Source organism: Butyrivibrio sp. FCS006, assembly GCF_000424525.1.
In the GTDB taxonomy this organism is placed as follows: Bacteria; Bacillota; Clostridia; order Lachnospirales; family Lachnospiraceae; genus Butyrivibrio.
Genome location: NZ_AUKB01000014.1, coordinates 166703 through 184481, shown reverse-complemented (window position 1 = coordinate 184481; position 17779 = coordinate 166703). Strand labels below are relative to the sequence as shown.

The window sequence follows — 17779 nt, the reverse complement described above, 5'->3', positions numbered from 1 at the left end:
CAGCTGATGTGTACTAATAGGTCGAGGGCTTATCCAAAAAAGCAAAGGTTAGAGACGGATCTAAGAGATTTCAGTGTTCGGTTTTGAAGGTACAAAATTTTTTATTATAATCCTCCTTAGCTCAGTCGGTAGAGCATTCGGCTGTTAACCGAAGTGTCGTTGGTTCGAGTCCGACAGGGGGAGCGATAGCACCTAACGAGGTCCTTTCGAGTTTGGTGCGAAGCCTGGGTGGCCACTTGGCGAGGTCCTTTCGAGCCTAGTGGAGCAGCCGGAGCGATATGAGAAAGCCTGATTGTTAATCACGGCTCAGCTGTAGGGCTCCGTGGTCAAGCGGTCAAGACATCGCCCTTTCACGGCGGTAACACGAGTTCGATTCTCGTCGGAGTCATTTCATCGAAAATACCTTTATTTGGTGACATAGCCAAGCGGTAAGGCACAGGTCTGCAACACCTCGAGCGGCGGTTCAAATCCGCCTGTCACCTCTAAAAACCTATGAACATTCGTTGTTCATAGGTTTTTTTGTGCTATAATTTATTCAATAGTCTTTATTGGAGGTACGGTATGGCAGAAGAAACAATGAAAGATTTTATGGATGAGATCGACAAGTCACTTGCCAAGGGCAAGGATGGGGATGGTTTCATCTGGGACAAGCTTCATGCACTTCTTGATTCCGGAGAGTATGTGGATGTAGAGGTTACTGAAGCTGTTAAGGGAGGCGTAGTAGCTTTCCTTGAGGAGAAGAGGGGATTTATTCCTGCATCCAAGCTTTCTCTTTCATATATAGATGAAGAGAAGCTTCCCGAGTTTGTAGGTAAGACTCTCAAGGTTAAGGTAATCACAGTTGATGAAGAGGATGACAAGCTTGTTTTATCCGCAAAGGATTATCTTAAGGAAGAGGCTGAGAAAAAGAAGGCAGAGGCTATCGCCAAGGTTCAGGTTGGACTCGTAACAGAAGGTGTTGTTGAGAGCATCCAGAACTACGGAGCTTTTGTTAAGCTTGAAAATGGTACATCAGGTCTTTTGCACATCTCTCAGATCTGCAATCAGAGAATTGCACATCCTTCAGCAGTCCTGAAGGTCGGACAGACAGTTAAGGTTAAGGTAACAGCTATCAAAGACGGCAAGCTTAGTCTTAGCATGAAAGCCCTTGAGGAAATAGGTGCAGAAGAAGTTACAGAGGAGAAAATCGAGTTTGAGAGCGAAGGAGAGGCTACAACATCCTTAGCAGATCTTCTTAAGAAGGCAGGTTTCTAAAAGCCAAAAGGAGGCGTTGTATGGAGGAAATCAAAAGGTTAAAAGAACTTATTGATGAGTCTGATAAGATAGTATTCTTTGGCGGTGCAGGTGTTTCAACAGAGAGCGGAATTCCCGATTTTAGAAGTAAAGACGGCCTGTATAACCAGCACGATGTAAGATTCGACATGTATCAGCCCGAATACCTGCTTAGCCATTCATGTCTTGTGTATGAGCCCAAGGTATATTATGAGTTCCACAGACAGAAGATGGATACCAGGAATATCGAGCCAAACAATGCCCACAAATATCTGGCGGCTTTAGAGAAGACCGGTAAGCTTAAAGCTATAGTTACTCAGAACATCGATGGACTTCATCAGAAGGCCGGAAGTAAGGTGGTCTATGAGATTCACGGAAGTGCTCTTAGAAACTATTGCATGAGCTGTGGAAAAGAGTATCCGGCTGATTATATTTTTGAATCCACAGAGCCGATTCCAAAGTGTTCCTGTGGAGGCACTATAAGGCCTGATATCACCCTTTATGAAGAGGGACTTCCTGATGATCAGGTTGATGGTGCAATCAGCGCAATAGCCAGCGCAGATATGCTGATAATTGGAGGTACATCACTTACAGTATATCCGGCAGCTTCATTCATTAATTATTTCAGGGGTAAAACCGTTGTAGTAATTAATCAGAGTGAAATACAGATAAGCGGAGCTCAAAACACCCTTATTATCAGGGAAAAGATCGGTAAGGTCTTCACAGAGCTTGCAGCTCTCCAGGGGATTGAATTGTAAAAAAGGACTTGCATAGTTCCTGGATTTATGATAACATATCATCCTGTGATAAATTCCTTGTCACTTGACTGAAACAAGTGGCCAGAGACCAAAAGGAGGTAACAAATAGCATGAACAAATACGAATTAGCCGTTGTTGTTAGTGCAAAGATCGAAGACGACGCAAGAACTGCTGTCATCGAGAAGGTAAAGAGAACTATCGAGAAGCATGGTGGTCAGATTACCAACATCGATGAGTGGGGCAAGAAGAAGCTCGCTTATGAGATCGAGAAGATGACAGAAGGCTTCTACTATTTCATCCAGTTCGATGGTGAGCCTACTTCTCCAGCTGAGATCGAAGCTCGCATGAGAATCATGGACGGCGTCATCAGATATTTATGCGTTAAGAACGAGGCCTAAATAGAAGAGGACGAATAATGAACAAAGTAATTTTATGTGGACGTTTAACAAGAGATCCTGAAGTAAGATATTCACAGGGAGCTGAGCCTATGGCAATCGCAAGATACACACTTGCTGTTGACCGCAGAAGAGGCAGAAGCAACGACCCTAACGAGCAGTCAGCTGATTTCATCAGCATCGTAGCTTTTGGTAAGGCTGGTGAGTTTGCTGAGAAGTACCTTAAGAAAGGTACCAAGATGCTTATTACAGGACGTATCCAGACAGGTAGTTATACCAATAAGGATGGCGTTAAGGTCTACACAACCGAGGTGGTTGTGGAAGATCAGGAGTTTGCAGAGTCTAAGAACAACGCATCAAACGGCGGAAACTTTGACTACAGTGCAAACAGCGCACCTGCACCTGCAAGTGCACCATCAAATGATCCCACTCCCGCTGCAGCAGGCGATGGCTTCATGAACATTCCGGATGGAATCGAAGAGGAGCTGCCTTTTAACTAAAAGGAGGAATATACAATGGCTTTCACAAAGTCTGATAGATCCGATTCTCCAGTAAGGAGAAAGGGCGGAATGCACAGAAGAAAGAAAGTTTGCGTTTTCTGTGGCAAGGATAATGTAATTGATTACAAGGATACAGCTAAGCTTAAGAAGTTCGTTTCTGAGAGCGGCAAGATTCTTCCAAGAAGAATCACAGGCAACTGCGCTAAGCACCAGAGAGAGCTTACATCAGCTGTAAAGCGTGCTAGACATCTGGCACTTATGCCTTACGTAGCTGAGTAATCAGTAATAAGACAAACAATCAGAGACACTTTTTAGAAGAGATTCTAAGAAGTGTCTTTTTTATTTTGATTCCTTTAGCTCCGAAGGAGCGTAGTCTGATTGCCAAATCAGTAAAAAGGGGAATGGGGACTTCCCCAACAAGCCGCCTCAGTGCGCACTGAGGCCCTGCTTGCGAAGTGGTGAGATAGCTGGTAGTGTTAATGAGGATAAGTGATATGGTCAGAGATTTATCTGTTATATTTGAAAATAAACCGGAACAGTGGGGACTTAGAGGTGATCCATATCTATGGGATGAGATGAAAGAAGCATTTGTTGGAAAAAACCTAGATGTTTCCACAAGGGATCTGGCGAATGAAATATGCGAATACTATGAGAAAGTTGTAGGAGAACCTTTAAAATATGGCGCCATGGTGTTCATCGAGAGATTTGCTCACGGCGGAATGTCTTCTGGTCATGTTTCCGGAGAGTTTTGGATCTGCAGAGGCATTCCTCTTTTGATAGAGAATTTTAATAAGATAAAGACAACTATATAGAAGCATCAGGGAGAGGAAAAAAGTGAAACTGCAAAACGAACTGGTTCGAAGTGAAAAACTTTATCGAGTAGGGTATATGCCGGATGTAGACAAATATGTAATAGCCTGCGTTGTTCCATGGGTGGCATGGTATGACAGGTACTATGAAATCTCCAAGGAAGAATACGATTCTTTTGGCTCAGAAGAACTGGATAAACTTGCGATAGAGTTTAATACAAAAGGCGTTAAATCAGATCGCTTTATTTTCTCAGACAAAAAAGAGGAAAACAAATCATGAGTTTTATAGTTTGCTGCAAAAAGAATATTAAAATTGTTTATACCGTATTAATTCCGTTTTTGGCTGTTGTGGCTTGCGCTTGCATCGGATTAGCCATCAATTATCTGATCTCATTTAACACTTCTACCAGTGATGAGCTATTGACGATCCCGCTCCTTGCTTTTGTAGCACTGCTTACAATCAGGGGAATATACTATTTTGTCAATTCTTTATTGTTAATGCTTGTAGTAGATGAAGACAATATTGAAATCAGTTCTATACACGGAAAAAAACATATCAATGTTGCCCAGATTGAGAAAGTTGGTTTCGGCAGAAGGCATGATTCTTCAAGATACGCCCCTAAAGATCGATATATCATGTCGCTTTATATCGGTGGAAAGCCCTTAAAGCTGATTGAAGATGAGATGGAGAATTTCGACAAGTTATGCAGGTTCCTTTATAAGGCAAATGTGCCGACAGCAGACGAGTTAACAAAAACTAATCTGAAAGGGCGTGCATATACAGGTGTTGAAGATTGATAAATTATGATGCGCCAAGAAATGTGAGATGCGAACAACGTCAAACATTTCTTGGCGTTGTTTTTTTGCATAAAGCCTACAAGAAGTTCCATGAATTTTGAGAGAATTTGTCACTTTCGCCAAAATGAGAAAAGTTGTTAAATATATTGTTAATTATTTGACACCCTTATGGTATAGTATGTAGTGGCTATTTTACAGAATTTTTATAAATAGAAAGGGAATCACTATGGCAAATCACGAATTTTCACAGTGGGACGGTTTCGTAGGTCGTGTCTGGAAAGACAATGTTGACGTACGTGACTTCATTCAGAACAACTATACTCCATATGACGGAGATGAGTCTTTCCTCGCAGAGCCAACAGAAGCTACCAATAAGCTTTGGGGCAAGCTCCAGGAACTTCAGGCACAGGAACGTGCCAAGGGCGGTGTTCTTGATATGGATACCGACATCGTATCTTCTCTTACTTCACATGGTGCAGGATACATTTCAGAAGAAACAAAGGATTTAGAGCAGATTGTTGGTCTTCAGACTGACAAGCCACTTAAGAGAGCTTTCATGCCTTTCGGTGGTATCACAATGGCAGAGCAGTCATGCAGAATGTATGGCTATGAGCCAAGCGAGAAGCTCCACGAGATCTTTACAAAATACCACAAGACACACAACCAGGGCGTATTCGACATCTACACACCTGAGATGAAGAAGGCTCGTCACAACAAAATCCTTACAGGTCTTCCTGATACATACGGTCGTGGACGTATCGTAGGCGATTACAGAAGAGTTGCTCTTTACGGTATTGATTACCTTATCGAGAAGAAACAGGCCGATTTTGCAGCTACAGAGCGTCAGGGTATGCGTCGTTATGATTTCCAGCTTCGTGAGGAGATCACAGACCAGATCAATGCTCTTAAGGGCATGAAGGAAATGGCTGCTATCTATGGCATCGACATTTCAAAGCCTGCAGGAACTGCTAAGGAAGCTGTTCAGTGGCTCTACTTTGGATATCTTGCAGCTATCAAGACACAGAACGGTGCTGCTATGTCAGTAGGACGTGTTTCTACATTCCTTGATATCTACTTCTCACGTGACCTTGCAAAGGGTGTCATCACAGAGGAAGAAGCTCAGGAGATCATCGACCACTTCACAATGAAGTGCCGTATGGTTAAGTTTGCTCGTATTGAGTCTTACAACCAGCTCTTCTCAGGCGATCCTGTTTGGGCTACTCTTGAGGTCGGTGGTATCGGTCTTGACGGACGTCACCAGGTTACAAAGACCTGCTACAGATTCCTCCACACACTTGAGAACATGGGACCTTCACCTGAGCCAAACCTTACAGTTATGTATTCAAGCCGTCTTCCTGAGAACTTCAAGAAGTACGCTTCCAAGATTTCAGTTACTACATCTTCAATCCAGTATGAGAACGATGATGTAATGCGTGTTACATGGGGCGATGATTACTCAATCTGTTGCTGCGTATCTGCAACAGAGACAGGTAAGGAGCTTCAGTTCTTCGGCGCTCGTGCAAACCTTGCTAAGTGCCTTCTTTACGCTATCAACGGTGGTGTTGATGAGAAGTCAGGCGACCAGGTTGGACCTGAGTACAAGGCAATCACATCTGAGTACCTTGACTATGATGAGGTAATGAAGAAGTTTGACCAGATGATGGATTGGCTTGCTCACCTCTATGTTGGAACACTTAACATGATCCACTACATGCACGACAAGTACTACTATGAGGCTTGCCAGATGGCCCTTATTGATACACATGTACGTCGTTCATTTGCTACAGGTATCGCAGGATTCTCACACTGTGTAGACTCACTCTCAGCAATCAAGTATGCTAAGGTAAAGGCTATCCGTGATGAGAACGGAATCGCTAAGGACTTTGAGATTGAGGGTGACTTCCCTCGTTACGGTAATGATGATGACAGAGCTGATGAGATCGCTATCTGGCTTCTGCGCACATTCATGGGCAAGCTTCGTCACATCCATACCTACAGAGATTCAGAGCCTACAACATCAATCCTTACCATCACATCAAACGTTGTTTATGGTAAGGCTACTGGAGCACTTCCTGATGGACGTCCTGCAGGTGAGCCACTTTCACCAGGTGCTAACCCTGCATATGGCGCAGAAGTAAATGGTCTTATTGCATCACTTAACTCTGTTGCTAAGCTTCCATATGAAGAGGCTCTTGACGGAATTTCCAACACACAGACTATTAACCCCGGTGCCCTCGGACACACAGAGGAAGAGCGTGTTAATAACCTCGTAAACGTACTTGACGGATACTTCGATCAGGGTGCACATCACCTTAACGTCAACGTATTTGGCAAGGATAAGCTCATCGATGCTATGGAGCATCCTGAGAAGCCTGAGTATGCTAACTTCACTATCCGTGTTTCAGGATACGCTGTTAAGTTCATCGACCTTACAAGGGAGCAGCAGCTCGACGTAATTTCACGTACTTGCCACGAGGCACTTTGATAAGTACCGGAAATATTGGAGTTTTTTGAATGAGTGAAATTATTGGTTATATAAATAAGCTTGAGAGTTTTGGCGCCGTGGATGGACCCGGCGTCAGATACCTCATTTTCCTGAGCGGATGCAGGATGAGATGTGCTTTTTGCCACAATCCCGAGACCTGGAAGGAAGGTGAGGGAGAGCAGTATACAGCTGATGAGCTTTTAAAGAAGGCTCTGCGTTTTAAGCCATATTGGAAAAACGGCGGTGGTATTACTGTAAGTGGTGGAGAGCCGCTTCTTCAGATAGATTTTCTGCTGGATTTATTTAAAAAAGCAAAAGCAGCCGGTGTAAGTACCTGCATAGATACAGCCGGAGAGCCTTTCACTCATGAAGAACCTTTTTATTCCAAATGGAAAGAGCTGATGGCGCTTACTGACACAGTTCTTTTAGATATCAAAAATATCGATCCTGAGGCTCATAAGGAGCTTACAGGTGTCGATAACGGAAATATCCTTCAGATGGCAAAAGAGATATCGGATTTGGGCATTCCAATCTGGATACGCCACGTACTGGTTCCCGGAGGAAGTGATAATGATGATTACCTCCGCCGTACCAGAGAGTTTATTGATTCGCTGTCATCTGTAGAGAAAGTGGAGGTACTCCCGTATCACACGCTGGGAGTTCCAAAATACAAGGAGCTGGGAATTCCATACCGACTAGAAGGAGTGGAATCGCCAACGCCTGAGCGAATAGAAAATGCAAAAAAAATCCTAGGTGCAATTTAGCACCTAGGACTTTTTATTATTTGAGATTATCAGAGCAGCTTTTTCAGCTCATCATGTACGAACTGAACCTTAGGTCCGACAATAACCTGAACTGCTGTCTTAGAAGGTCTAACAACACCGGCAACTCCGGCATTCTTGATAGCCTTCTCATCAACGAGTGTGTAATCCTTGATCTCTGTACGAAGTCTTGTTGCACAGTAGTCAACTTCAACGATGTTGTCTTTTCCGCCAAGTCCTGCAAGAACGCGCTCAGCAATTGCTGTGAAGTCGTCGTTTGCAAGCTCGAGCTTCTCTTCTTCCTCATCCTCGTCATCTGTTCGTCCCGGAGTCTTAAGGTCGAACTTGGTGATAACGAAACGGAATACGAAGTAGTAGATAACTGCGAATACAAGGCCGATAGGAATAAGGAGCCAAGGGTTAACAGCCATAGGAGCCTTGAAGCTAAGGATGTAGTCAACAAGTCCTGCTGAGAAGTTAAATCCAAGTCTCAATGGAAGCAGTGTGCAGATTGCTGCAGAAACACCTGTGAGGAGCGCATGTACAAGGTAAAGGCCGGGAGCCATGAACATGAATGCGAACTCAAGGGGCTCTGTGATTCCTGTGAAGATTGAAGCAAGTGATCCTGCAAGCAGGAGAGATGCTGCTGATTTCTTCTTGGAATCCTTTGCAGTGTGATACATTGCAAGTGCACCGCCGGGAAGACCGAACATCATGATAGGGAAGAATCCTGTCATGTACTGTCCTGTAACACCCTTAACTGCACCTTCTGCGCCTGACCAGAAGAGGCCCAGGTCGTTGATACCTGCTGTATCAAACCAGAATACGGCGTTGAGTGCGTGGTGCAGTCCCAAAGGAATAAGTGCACGGTTAAGCATTGCATAGATACCTGCTCCAAGAGCGCCGAGGCCGAGGATTGCTTTACCGAAAGCTACGAGTGCTGCGAAGATTACAGGCCATACGAAGTACAGGATAGCAGCTGTAACGGCTGAAACAATCGCTGTAACAATGGCAACAGATCTTTTACCGCTGAAGAATGCAAGCCAGTCAGGAAGCTTGGTATCCTTGAATCTGTTGTAGCAGCTTGATCCGATGATACCGGCTAAGATACCGATAAATGCGTTCTGGATCTTACCGAATGCTGCAGGAACTTCTGAAGCGTCAACGCCCTTGTACATTGCAACAGCGCCTGTGCTAAGAAGTGTGGTGATCATCAGGAATGAAACAAGACCTGCCAGAGCACTGGTTCCGTCATGGTCTTTAGCCAAACCTACTGATACACCGATGGCAAAAAGAATCGGGATCTGATCAATGATCGCCGATGCAGCTTTTATACAAAATGCTGCCAAAACACTGTTGGCACCCCAACCTGATGGATCGATCCAATATCCGATACCGTAGAGAATACCTGCTGCTGGAAGAACTGCGACAGGAAGCATCAGAGATTTACCGATCTTTTGTAGATACTTCATCATACATTTGTCCTCCTTTATTTATGAATTGCTTTGTGCAATTACATTCATTTGCTCAGCACGATAGCAGCATCGCCCACTGCTACCTTTCCGCTCTTCTTCTCAAAACCTGAAAACTTGGAATGGTTAGAAACGATCATAGGAGTGATGACATCGTAGCCGGCGTTTTTTACGCCCTCGAGATCAACCTCAACGATGAGGTCGCCCTTTTTAACGGTATCGCCCTGTTTGGCATGGATGGTGTAGTGCTCGCCTCCAAGCTTAACTGTGTCGATGCCGATGTGAACGAGAATCTCTGCTCCGTCAGTAGAATTAATGCAGAATGCATGTCCTGTTGGGAAAAGAGCTATAAGAGCTCCGTCAGCAGGCGCATAGAATTTGCCGTCTGAAGGAATGATGGCTACGCCCTTGCCCACCATTTCCTGTGCAAAGGTATCATCCTTGACCTGAGTTATAGGCACAATCTCTCCGTTAACAGGAGAAGCAAGAGTGATTTTGTTACCCTGGAAAAGTTTGTCGAATAGACCCATATTGAATTCCCCCCCCCAACTTAGAAGTCTTTACGAGATTTTACTTCATGTTAACATTTTAGCATTTATGCATACAAATTAACTATCCAGTTTCTGCTTTTGTTGTAGATTTTTGGCATTTAAATTGACATAATATATATATGCGCTTCCGAAAAAGAAGCTTTGGAGGTTTTTTCTATGAAAGAAAAGAAGGTAAGACAACATAAAATTACGGACAAGAACCCTTATATCAGTTCAATACTGCTGGTTATAGTGGGTTTTTTCATTTTGTCGCTTGTGTCAGGGGTTCTTAATGTGATTATTGCGATTCCTGTGCCCGATTATCCAAGACAATACGGTCCTATAGGATTGCTTGTGGGTTTGGCAGCAGGACTTTTGTTCTACAAGCTTTGGTTTAAAGGAGAGTTCACAAGCTTTTTCAGGTATGGAAAGATTGGCCCGGGTGTTCAGCTTATTGTGGTATATATGATCTATCTCGCTCTTTCCCTTGCGTATGATGCATTCGAAGGAGATGTGTCATTTAAATTCAACGTCTCAGGGGTTTTAACCGCTCTGTATGCAGGAGTGATTGAGGAATTTATGTTCAGAGGAATCATGACGAGTACGCTTATGCGCAAGAGGAAAAACAAAGACAGCATCATGATACAGCTGCTTTTCCCGGCTCTATTGTTTGGTTTCATTCACCTCACTAATGCTTTTTCCGGCGCAGATATACTGGTGGCGTTCTTTCAGAGCTTAGGCTCTGCAGCTGTCGGTATGGCTCTTGGGGCTATATACATTCTGACAGGAAATCTCGCAGTGGTTATTGCTATACATACTTTCCATGATGTAATTGCGATTTGCTTTTCCAATGATGTAAGCAGTTCGGGTGTGATGACCGGAAGCGTTACTGCCGGCACTATCATAGAACTGATATTAGCGATAGGCATGTTTGTATATGTAGTATATTATGCCAAGAAGCAAAAGAATATTGATATTGCCCGTGACCTTTGGGACAAAAAATGGACCGCATCACTCTAAAAAAGTGATGCGGCTTTTTTATATAGCTGCGCTCAGTATCCTTTATCTCTCCAATAATCCAACAAGTTTTCGTCCGGCACTTGTGTAAGGATGTTCTCTCATGCTCAGGTTAAACTTTGTAGAGCCGATGAGAACCGTAGATGGATGTGTGAATTCCATAAATCCCCACTTGCCGTGATATGCGCCCATTCCCGAGTGGCCCGTGCCATTAAATGGAGCGCCCTTGACCATCATGTGGAGGCAGACTTCATTGATACAGCCTCCGCCATATTGCATTCTCTGCATGACTTTCTTCGCCCATGGAATATCTCTTGTGAAGATGTAGAGCGACAGGCCATGCTCGCGTCTTGAAATGGTATCAAGCAGTTCTCCAACCTCGGAATCCTTATACGTTACGATAGGAAGAAGCGGGCAAAAGAGCTCTTTCTGCACGATACTGTCATCTATATCAACAGGGTAAATTATGGTCGGATCATACTTTAGTGTCGTATCGTTTCCGGATCCGCCATAAACAATCTTGTTTCTGTATTCATCCGCGAGATTCTTGCATTTATCATAAGCTGACCGGTTTATCAGGCGAGGATACTCGGGATTTTCATGGGGCTCAGCGCCCAGCTGTTTATTGAAGGCTTTGATAAGCTCTTTTACAAAATCCTCTGCGACCTCGCTTGCCACAGCAACCTGATTTATGTTGATGCAGATCTGACCGCTGTTTAAGGCCTTGAAGAAAGCAATCTTTCTGGCAGCATCCTTAAGGTTTGCATCTTTCCTGATGATGCACCAGTTGCCTGTCTCTCCGCCAAGTTCAAGGGCAGTAGAGGTCAGGTTCTTGGCTGCCTGTTCAAGGACATGGACACCGACCTTGGGAGATCCTGTGTAAAAGATCTTGTCGAATTTCTGAGCAAGGCACATGTCAGCCACGTCGTGTCCGCCGTCTATTACGGTCACATATTTATCTGGATATATTTCAGAGATGATCTTCTTCATAAGCTGAGTGCAGTGCTGTGACTTGGAACTTGCCTTGATCACAGCGGTGTTTCCGCCGGCGATGGCAGCAATTAAAACCCCGAGGGACAAAATGAAGGGGAAGTTGAAGGGACTTATGATGAGAGATACGCCGTATGGAACTTTGTAGACCTTGGTGGTTACGCTTGGAAAGCAGTGAAGGCCACTAAAATGCGTCTCAGGCTTAGCCCATCCTCGAAGACCTTTCATGGTCTCGTTGATCTCGAGGATAACGCTTCCTATGTCGCAGAAATAAGCTTCCATAGGGGCTCTTCCCAGATCTCTGTACAGTACGTCCTCAAGGACCTGCTGATTCTTGATAATGGCTGCTTTAAGTCTTCGCAGCTGTCTGAGCCTGAATTCGACATCCAGGGTTTTCCCGGAATAAAAGAATTCACGTTGCTTATCAACTATCTCTCTGATCGTATCTTCATTGTACATAGCATCCTCCATGTGAGTCTCCAACAACGTCTCCGAATTAATTGTAACAAAAAAGGAGAGTATTTAAACTCTCCTTTTAACGGTTTACTATTATTTTCCCGAATACTTGCAAAGTATACAATTCATGATTCTAACATCTAAGGACGGGGAGTGCAGCTTTGGGAAAAGAGCCATTCCATAAAGCTCTCATCTGCCATCACGGCAAAGTCTGCCTGATGAAAGCCGGAAAGAGCGCCGGCTGAGAGCATTTCCCGGTCACTAAATTCAGTGAGAGATACGTTTTCTGCGCCCATAGCCTTTAGGGTTGAAACGGCAGATCTGCTGACATCAACAGGAATAACGTTATCGTTTGTAGCATGTGCAAACCATATCGGAATGTCTTTTATCTTGGAGAGATTAGTGGTGGAATCCCGCGAGTAGGTGAGAGCAGGGCACATGACAATTGCGCCGGCGATATCCTCAGGATAGGTTTCCAAGAATTCCACGGTAGCAAGTCCGCCAAAGGAATTGCCCATACAATAGATGGTGGAGGGGTTAACTTTTCCTTCAGCTATAAGGTGGTCTGAAATCTCTTTTACCTCTGCGTACAGACTTTGCCTGTTTGACTCTGCCAAAAAGGTATTGTCATCAATGTGCGGTGCTAAAACATAGCAGGGGTGCTTGCTCTGGCTCTCGGTCGAGGTCAGGGTAGAGACGGTCTTGGTGCTTCCGGCATTTTCAACTTCGCCATAGCCGTGGAAGACAATGACCAGAGGCTGGTTTTTGGTATCTTTTGGAGTGTAGAGATAGTATTTGGAATTGTCTATTTTAAAAGAGCTGCATCCTGCCATAACAAGTAATGCTGTAAGCAGGATCAGGGTGAGTCGAAATCTCTTTTTCATCGCATTCTCCAAGGTGGTTGACGTATTTATAGTTAATTATACTCAATATTATGTAAAATGATTAAATACATTATCTTGTATTGTGTATTCAATCGTTCTACAATATAATGTATAAGAACCCGTCAACCGTATTTATACTAATGGAGAGAGCTTATGATCACACAGTTTCCGGAAGTAATAACAATCGATGGTTTCGTTTATAAGAAAATGTCACAGAGGGTTAGCGGAGGTGCATATTATGACTCCTATGACAACCCTTCGGAGATAACATCCAAATCTGTCTGCCTTTATCCAAACGGAGAGCTTACCTACAGCTGGCGCGGAATAGAGCAGAAATGGAATAAGAGTTTTCGCGTAATAAGACAAGGAAAGATTTAATGAGAATTGCAAGTACACTCTTAATTGTAGCACTGGTTACTTCTATTGTTATGTTTATTAAGGAGTATATCGACGCCAAGAAAGAGAACAGAAAAATGAATCCCTGGTATGCAGTCGTTTTTGGCGTAGTTGTTGCCTGTGCAGTAGTTTTCGTAATTGGGAGAACATTCCTGTACCTGATCACTTGGGCAATAGTGGCAAATATGTAAAAAGACAAGGCTGAATACTATGGAAGATAAGAGATTTCTTAAAGTTTTGATCATAGTAAGCATATTGGCGATACTACTCACGTTATCACATTGCATATATGCTTACAAAGCTTATGAGAATTCATCAATTATACATTTGATATCACAGGAGATATGGTGATGAAGGGACGGATAATGGCCATTTTATCAGTGGTGCTGGTCACAGTGCTGGTAAATGGCTTTATTTTTATGACTGTAACAAGGCGCGTGGGCAACAATTTCAGCAGCGCTTCTCAGAGGAAGATGATCGATGTATCGAGGTACCTTCCATTTGAGGAAGGATCTGACCTTGCCAGGGTGGATTCTTCTTTGAAGTTTGAAGAAGGAGACGATCTTCCGGTGCTGGACGGAGCAGCTGCGCTGGTTCCGGTTTATGCTTCGGTCATAGATAACTGCTATCCCGAAGGGAGCGTTACCTATGAAGGCGGAGCGTTTTCCGATGAAAATTTCTATGGCGAGAACTTTGCTGATGACAGCGTGATGCAGTATCAGAACACGATACGTGGCTTTGATGCCATGGTTGACGGCTCGGTGGACCTGTTCTTTACAGCTCATCCATCGGCGGAGCAGCTGGAATCTGCAGCCGAAAAGGGCGTTGAGCTTGAGATTGTCCCTGTGGGACTTGAGGCATTTGTCTTCTTTGTAAACTCAAAGAACCCGGTAGATGGCCTGACAGCTGACCAGATCCGGGATATCTACACCGGTAAGATCACAAATTGGAACGAAGTCGGAGGCCCGTCAAAGCTCATAAATCCCCTTGTCAGGATCAAGGGCTCGGGATCGCAGACCATGATGGAGAAGTTCATGGGAAAAGAAATTGTCCTAACCCACAACCCGATGAACATCCTCGGGGGTTCCATCGGATATTCCTTCAGATATTATTTATCGGGCATGGTCGCCGATACCGGTGTTAAGATGCTTGCAGTTGACGGAGCATACCCTGATGCAGAGAACATCAGAAACGGTTCATATCCTCTGACTGCCAGCTTCTACGTTGTCTATCGTAAGGACAATGATAATAAGAATATAAAAGAACTTGTGGAGTGGCTCTTGTCAGACGAAGGCCAGAGGCTGATCGAAGACTGTGGATATGTGGCACTTCCAAAGTAAATTATAGGAGTCAATGGGGACGGTTCTCTTTGACTCCTTTTTGAGTCACCGGGGACGTTTCAGATTGACTCATTTGAGACACTGGGGACGTTTCAGATTGACTCATTTTGAGTCAGTGGGGACGTTTCAGATTGACTCATTCTGAGTCAGTGGGGACGTTTCACTTTGACTCACTTTGTGAGTCAAGGGGACGGTTCTGTTGACTCATTATGCGAGTGGTGACGGGCGTTGGGGATATAGGCCCGCCGCCATGGGATTGTAGCTCACATAAATACCGGCCCCAAGGGCTGCCCGGGCGCCAAAGGGCGGCGCCCAGCGTACTGTCCCTTGACTCCGGTATTTATATGAGCGGTCGGTCACTAAGGCGGGCCGGTAAAGTGGGGCACGGGGGATGCGGAGACTATGGCGATTACCTTGAATTGGTCAGTGATGCATCACAAAGGACCTGTAGTCTGGTAGTTGTGATGTTGAATAAGTTTCATTCACCAAATTTTCTACATATATCAGAAAAAGTATCGTGTGGGTATAGAAAATATTGAAGTTAAAAAATGCAGATGCTCATTTTTTCTACATATATGAAAAAAAGTACCTTGTGGGTATAGAATTTGTAGAAGAAGTCTTTACAACTTTCTATATATATGACAAAAACTTGGCTGTGGGCGTAGAAAATTTGGTGCTCTAAAATTTTGGATGCAAAATCTTTCTACATATAGCCGAAAAAGTGCCCGATTGGTATAGAAAATGGGACGATATGTTGAAGAATGCCGCCTCGGCGACTCAAAATGAGACAAAGTGAAACGTCCCCACTGACTCACTGTACTGAAAATGGGACTCAATCCTTGCTAAGCTGTGTATAACAGAAAAAAGCTTCATTGATTGAGAAGGAGGAGTTACCATGATTCAGCACATATATACAGAGGATACCTTAAACCAGAATATTTCTTTTGGAATCTTTAATCGCAGGATCTTTGATAACAGGAAGAATCTCAGGGACCTTTCCAATCACACAGTGATAATAGTGACCGACGAGATCATAGATGAGACTCTCATCAAGGAGCTGGCAGACGTGATCCTCAAGAAGGGCTGCAAGAACGTGGCATTTTGCGGAACAGCATCCGATGAATGGCAGAGAGTGTTTGATGAGGCAGATCGTGAGATCAATGGCTTCAACGATGTCACAGGCTATGAAGACTTTGCAGTTATGTGGAGATTTGAGGATATCGAATCTCTTGCAGACGAAGTTTATACATGCTGGAATGAGGTGCTGATCCTCTGCAGCAATATGTCACTTGTCAGAGAGTGTCAGAATGTCTTGGAAGAGGCATGATGTTCATAAATTATACATAAAAGACATTTATAATATTGCTTAACAACGACATCTACAGGAGGAGCAACAATGAGGGAAGCAATTACAAGAAAATGTGATCTTTTGATCGAGAACTGGAAACTGATTCATAAGGGTTATTGGCTCGAGAATGGCAGCATTGCTGCCATAGCAGCTGCTACCTTCGCTGAGAAGGATAAGAGCGCCGATGTTGAGATGCTCAAAGAGTGCCATAAGATCCTTAAGAAGAAAGAGGGAATATTCTCAGAGTTCAGAGGCAACAGCGAGCTCATAGTAACATCGAAAATGGCTCTCAGTGCAGATCCCGAGCGCTATCTCGAGGATGTTACAGGAGTATATAAGAAGTTCCAGAAGGGCAAGTTCTGGGGATCCAATTACAGAGCACTTGCAGCCATGACTATTTGCGATATAGGTAAGGCTTCTGAGGCAGATGCTATTATTGAGAAGACTAACGAGATATTAAAGGGCATGAATAAGGTCCATCCATTCCTTACATCGGATGAGGATACCTCTTTTGCTGTTCTTCTCGCCATAAGCGGCAAGAAGACAGAAGATATTCTGGAAGAGCTTGAGGAGACCTATCAGTGCCTTAAGAAGAAGTTTTCGCTTCATGACAATGCAGTATATTCACTGAGCCAGGTTCTTACTTCATACGAAGGTGCTGCACAGGATAAAGCAGACAAGGCCATAGATATTTTTGATGCTTTTGCTGCAGCAGGAGCTAAGTACGGCAAGGGTTATGAGCTGGCTTCACTTGGAACACTTATAGGCATTAACGCAAGCCCTGACGATATCGCAGCAGAGGTTGCAGAGACAGCCGATTACTTAAAGGGCAATAAGGGCTTTGGTGCCTTTGACATGGGCAAGGCTACAAGACTTATGTTTGGAACCATGATGGTTGCAGGAGACAATTCAGACGAGAACTACAAGGTCGGAGCGTCTGTTATAAGCGGAGCTGTAGCAAGAGTAGTTGCAGAGCAGACAGCAATGCTAGTTGCTATTATGGCTGCAAGTACTTCTTCCGCAACAACTTCTTCATCACATTGATGAAAGGCAGGACAGTTATGAGAGCATATTTTGCCGGTGGATGCTTTTGGTGCGTCACACCGATCTATAAAATGTACGGAGTAGACAAGGTGGTTTGCGGATATTCCGGAGGGGATGAGGTTAATCCCAAATATGAGGATGTGAAGGCCCAGAAGACAGGGCATCGTGAGACTATAATGCTTGAATATGATCCCGACAAGGTGACATATGACAAGCTCCTGGATATCTTCCTGGCAAACGTTGATCCATACGACGGAGAGGGACAGTTTATCGACAAGGGATTTTCCTATACCCTGGCAATCTATTACACCACAGAGGAAGAGAAGCTAAGGGCACAGGCTCGTATCAGGAAGCTGGAAGAGGAGTCGGGAAAGCGCGCCCGAATTGCAATTGAGAAGTTTAAGAGCTTTTACGAAGCTGAGGAGTATCATCAGGACTACTACCTGAAGAACCCTGAGGCTTTTGAGAAAGAGCTTATAGAGTCCGGCAGGAAAAAGGTATAAAGCAGATGATCAGGAGGTTCT

21 protein-coding genes and 3 tRNA genes are annotated in these 17779 nt (G+C 44.2%); 20 read left to right on the top strand and 4 right to left on the bottom strand.

Going from position 1 to position 17779, the window contains the following annotated elements; all coding sequences use genetic code 11:
• Nucleotides 1-110: 110 nt before the first annotated feature.
• The 13 genes from G633_RS0106975 (at nucleotide 111) to pflA (ending at nucleotide 7781) form a co-directional block, all read left to right on the top strand.
• Nucleotides 111-183: transfer RNA gene (locus G633_RS0106975), tRNA-Asn, on the top strand.
• 133 nt (nucleotides 184-316) lie between these two features.
• Nucleotides 317-388 (top strand) — tRNA-Glu (locus tag G633_RS0106970).
• Between the two features lie 23 nt (nucleotides 389-411).
• Nucleotides 412-482: transfer RNA gene (locus G633_RS0106965), tRNA-Cys, on the top strand.
• Between the two features lie 79 nt (nucleotides 483-561).
• Nucleotides 562-1254, top strand: a complete 693-nt coding sequence (locus G633_RS0106960) for a S1 RNA-binding domain-containing protein (RefSeq protein ID WP_022770907.1) — start codon at nucleotides 562-564, stop codon at nucleotides 1252-1254.
• A gap of 20 nt (nucleotides 1255-1274) precedes the next feature.
• On the top strand, nucleotides 1275-2030 hold the full coding sequence (locus G633_RS0106955; protein WP_022770906.1) for an NAD-dependent protein deacylase: 756 nt from the start codon (nucleotides 1275-1277) through the stop codon (nucleotides 2028-2030).
• A gap of 110 nt (nucleotides 2031-2140) precedes the next feature.
• A complete protein-coding gene (rpsF, locus tag G633_RS0106950) occupies nucleotides 2141-2428 on the top strand; it encodes a 30S ribosomal protein S6 (protein WP_022766231.1) in 288 nt (95 codons plus the stop codon).
• A 17-nt stretch (nucleotides 2429-2445) separates the two neighbouring features.
• A complete protein-coding gene (locus G633_RS0106945; protein ID WP_022770905.1) occupies nucleotides 2446-2925 on the top strand; it encodes a single-stranded DNA-binding protein in 480 nt (159 codons plus the stop codon).
• Between the two features lie 15 nt (nucleotides 2926-2940).
• Nucleotides 2941-3204, top strand: a complete 264-nt coding sequence (rpsR, locus tag G633_RS0106940) for a 30S ribosomal protein S18 (protein WP_022766233.1) — start codon at nucleotides 2941-2943, stop codon at nucleotides 3202-3204.
• Nucleotides 3205-3419: 215 nt separating this feature from the next.
• Nucleotides 3420-3737 (top strand): hypothetical protein, encoded by a 318-nt coding sequence (locus G633_RS0106935; protein ID WP_026519489.1) that lies wholly within the window; start codon nucleotides 3420-3422, stop codon nucleotides 3735-3737.
• Between the two features lie 22 nt (nucleotides 3738-3759).
• Nucleotides 3760-4014, top strand: a complete 255-nt coding sequence (locus G633_RS0106930; RefSeq protein WP_026519488.1) for a hypothetical protein — start codon at nucleotides 3760-3762, stop codon at nucleotides 4012-4014.
• Nucleotides 4011-4532 (top strand): hypothetical protein, encoded by a 522-nt coding sequence (locus G633_RS0106925; protein WP_026519487.1) that lies wholly within the window; start codon nucleotides 4011-4013, stop codon nucleotides 4530-4532. The genes G633_RS0106930 and G633_RS0106925 overlap by 4 nt, the downstream gene beginning before the upstream one ends.
• A gap of 226 nt (nucleotides 4533-4758) precedes the next feature.
• Nucleotides 4759-7017 (top strand): formate C-acetyltransferase, encoded by a 2259-nt coding sequence (gene pflB / locus G633_RS0106920; RefSeq protein ID WP_026519486.1) that lies wholly within the window; start codon nucleotides 4759-4761, stop codon nucleotides 7015-7017.
• Between the two features lie 29 nt (nucleotides 7018-7046).
• A complete protein-coding gene (gene pflA / locus G633_RS0106915) occupies nucleotides 7047-7781 on the top strand; it encodes a pyruvate formate-lyase-activating protein (protein WP_026519485.1) in 735 nt (244 codons plus the stop codon).
• A 29-nt stretch (nucleotides 7782-7810) separates the two neighbouring features.
• Here the strand turns inward: pflA and nagE are convergent, their stop codons facing one another.
• The gene (gene nagE / locus G633_RS0106910; protein ID WP_026519484.1) at nucleotides 7811-9253 is read right to left on the bottom strand and encodes an N-acetylglucosamine-specific PTS transporter subunit IIBC; all 1443 of its coding nucleotides are present in this window, start codon (nucleotides 9251-9253) and stop codon (nucleotides 7811-7813) included.
• 44 nt (nucleotides 9254-9297) lie between these two features.
• Complete coding sequence (locus tag G633_RS0106905) at nucleotides 9298-9780, bottom strand: PTS sugar transporter subunit IIA (protein WP_026519483.1); 483 nt, start codon at nucleotides 9778-9780, stop codon at nucleotides 9298-9300.
• A gap of 177 nt (nucleotides 9781-9957) precedes the next feature.
• Between G633_RS0106905 and G633_RS0106900 the strand changes: the two genes are divergently transcribed.
• Nucleotides 9958-10800, top strand: a complete 843-nt coding sequence (locus tag G633_RS0106900; protein WP_026519482.1) for a CPBP family intramembrane glutamic endopeptidase — start codon at nucleotides 9958-9960, stop codon at nucleotides 10798-10800.
• A 42-nt stretch (nucleotides 10801-10842) separates the two neighbouring features.
• Here G633_RS0106900 and G633_RS17670 read toward each other — a convergent pair whose 3' ends face one another.
• Nucleotides 10843-12246 carry an aldehyde dehydrogenase family protein gene (locus G633_RS17670; RefSeq protein WP_035770892.1) on the bottom strand — a complete coding sequence of 468 codons (1404 nt, stop codon included), beginning with the start codon at nucleotides 12244-12246 and terminating at the stop codon, nucleotides 10843-10845.
• Between the two features lie 137 nt (nucleotides 12247-12383).
• A complete protein-coding gene (locus G633_RS0106890) occupies nucleotides 12384-13127 on the bottom strand; it encodes an alpha/beta hydrolase (protein ID WP_026519481.1) in 744 nt (247 codons plus the stop codon).
• A gap of 153 nt (nucleotides 13128-13280) precedes the next feature.
• On the opposite strand from G633_RS0106890, the gene G633_RS0106885 reads away from it, so the two are divergent.
• The 6 genes from G633_RS0106885 (at nucleotide 13281) to msrA (ending at nucleotide 17758) form a co-directional block, all read left to right on the top strand.
• On the top strand, nucleotides 13281-13505 hold the full coding sequence (locus G633_RS0106885; RefSeq protein ID WP_022770897.1) for a hypothetical protein: 225 nt from the start codon (nucleotides 13281-13283) through the stop codon (nucleotides 13503-13505).
• Nucleotides 13505-13714: a hypothetical protein gene (locus G633_RS0106880; RefSeq protein ID WP_026519480.1), complete on the top strand. Its 210-nt coding sequence runs from the start codon at nucleotides 13505-13507 to the stop codon at nucleotides 13712-13714. The genes G633_RS0106885 and G633_RS0106880 overlap by 1 nt, the downstream gene beginning before the upstream one ends.
• Before the next feature lie 159 nt (nucleotides 13715-13873).
• Complete coding sequence (locus tag G633_RS17665; protein WP_051200021.1) at nucleotides 13874-14863, top strand: PstS family phosphate ABC transporter substrate-binding protein; 990 nt, start codon at nucleotides 13874-13876, stop codon at nucleotides 14861-14863.
• An 895-nt stretch (nucleotides 14864-15758) separates the two neighbouring features.
• The gene (locus tag G633_RS0106870; protein ID WP_026519479.1) at nucleotides 15759-16190 is read left to right on the top strand and encodes a DUF7684 family protein; all 432 of its coding nucleotides are present in this window, start codon (nucleotides 15759-15761) and stop codon (nucleotides 16188-16190) included.
• 69 nt (nucleotides 16191-16259) lie between these two features.
• Nucleotides 16260-17255 carry a DUF4003 family protein gene (locus G633_RS0106865; RefSeq protein WP_026519478.1) on the top strand — a complete coding sequence of 332 codons (996 nt, stop codon included), beginning with the start codon at nucleotides 16260-16262 and terminating at the stop codon, nucleotides 17253-17255.
• A 17-nt stretch (nucleotides 17256-17272) separates the two neighbouring features.
• The gene (msrA, locus tag G633_RS0106860; protein ID WP_026519477.1) at nucleotides 17273-17758 is read left to right on the top strand and encodes a peptide-methionine (S)-S-oxide reductase MsrA; all 486 of its coding nucleotides are present in this window, start codon (nucleotides 17273-17275) and stop codon (nucleotides 17756-17758) included.
• The last annotated feature ends 21 nt before the right edge of the window (nucleotides 17759-17779 follow it).

Coding starts and splice junctions, on each gene's coding strand:
- G633_RS0106885 (WP_022770897.1), top strand. CDS start 13,281: ATGATCACACAGTTTCCGGAAGTAATAACAATCGATGGTTTCGTTTAT.
- G633_RS0106955 (WP_022770906.1), top strand. CDS start 1,275: ATGGAGGAAATCAAAAGGTTAAAAGAACTTATTGATGAGTCTGATAAG.
- G633_RS0106960 (WP_022770907.1), top strand. CDS start 562: ATGGCAGAAGAAACAATGAAAGATTTTATGGATGAGATCGACAAGTCA.
- G633_RS0106865 (WP_026519478.1), top strand. CDS start 16,260: ATGAGGGAAGCAATTACAAGAAAATGTGATCTTTTGATCGAGAACTGG.
- G633_RS17670 (WP_035770892.1), bottom strand. CDS start 12,246: ATGTACAATGAAGATACGATCAGAGAGATAGTTGATAAGCAACGTGAA.
- G633_RS0106900 (WP_026519482.1), top strand. CDS start 9,958: ATGAAAGAAAAGAAGGTAAGACAACATAAAATTACGGACAAGAACCCT.
- pflB (WP_026519486.1), top strand. CDS start 4,759: ATGGCAAATCACGAATTTTCACAGTGGGACGGTTTCGTAGGTCGTGTC.
- G633_RS0106935 (WP_026519489.1), top strand. CDS start 3,420: ATGGTCAGAGATTTATCTGTTATATTTGAAAATAAACCGGAACAGTGG.
- G633_RS0106905 (WP_026519483.1), bottom strand. CDS start 9,780: ATGGGTCTATTCGACAAACTTTTCCAGGGTAACAAAATCACTCTTGCT.
- G633_RS0106945 (WP_022770905.1), top strand. CDS start 2,446: ATGAACAAAGTAATTTTATGTGGACGTTTAACAAGAGATCCTGAAGTA.
- G633_RS0106925 (WP_026519487.1), top strand. CDS start 4,011: ATGAGTTTTATAGTTTGCTGCAAAAAGAATATTAAAATTGTTTATACC.
- nagE (WP_026519484.1), bottom strand. CDS start 9,253: ATGATGAAGTATCTACAAAAGATCGGTAAATCTCTGATGCTTCCTGTC.
- rpsR (WP_022766233.1), top strand. CDS start 2,941: ATGGCTTTCACAAAGTCTGATAGATCCGATTCTCCAGTAAGGAGAAAG.
- msrA (WP_026519477.1), top strand. CDS start 17,273: ATGAGAGCATATTTTGCCGGTGGATGCTTTTGGTGCGTCACACCGATC.
- G633_RS0106890 (WP_026519481.1), bottom strand. CDS start 13,127: ATGAAAAAGAGATTTCGACTCACCCTGATCCTGCTTACAGCATTACTT.
- G633_RS0106880 (WP_026519480.1), top strand. CDS start 13,505: ATGAGAATTGCAAGTACACTCTTAATTGTAGCACTGGTTACTTCTATT.
- G633_RS17665 (WP_051200021.1), top strand. CDS start 13,874: ATGAAGGGACGGATAATGGCCATTTTATCAGTGGTGCTGGTCACAGTG.
- rpsF (WP_022766231.1), top strand. CDS start 2,141: ATGAACAAATACGAATTAGCCGTTGTTGTTAGTGCAAAGATCGAAGAC.
- pflA (WP_026519485.1), top strand. CDS start 7,047: ATGAGTGAAATTATTGGTTATATAAATAAGCTTGAGAGTTTTGGCGCC.
- G633_RS0106870 (WP_026519479.1), top strand. CDS start 15,759: ATGATTCAGCACATATATACAGAGGATACCTTAAACCAGAATATTTCT.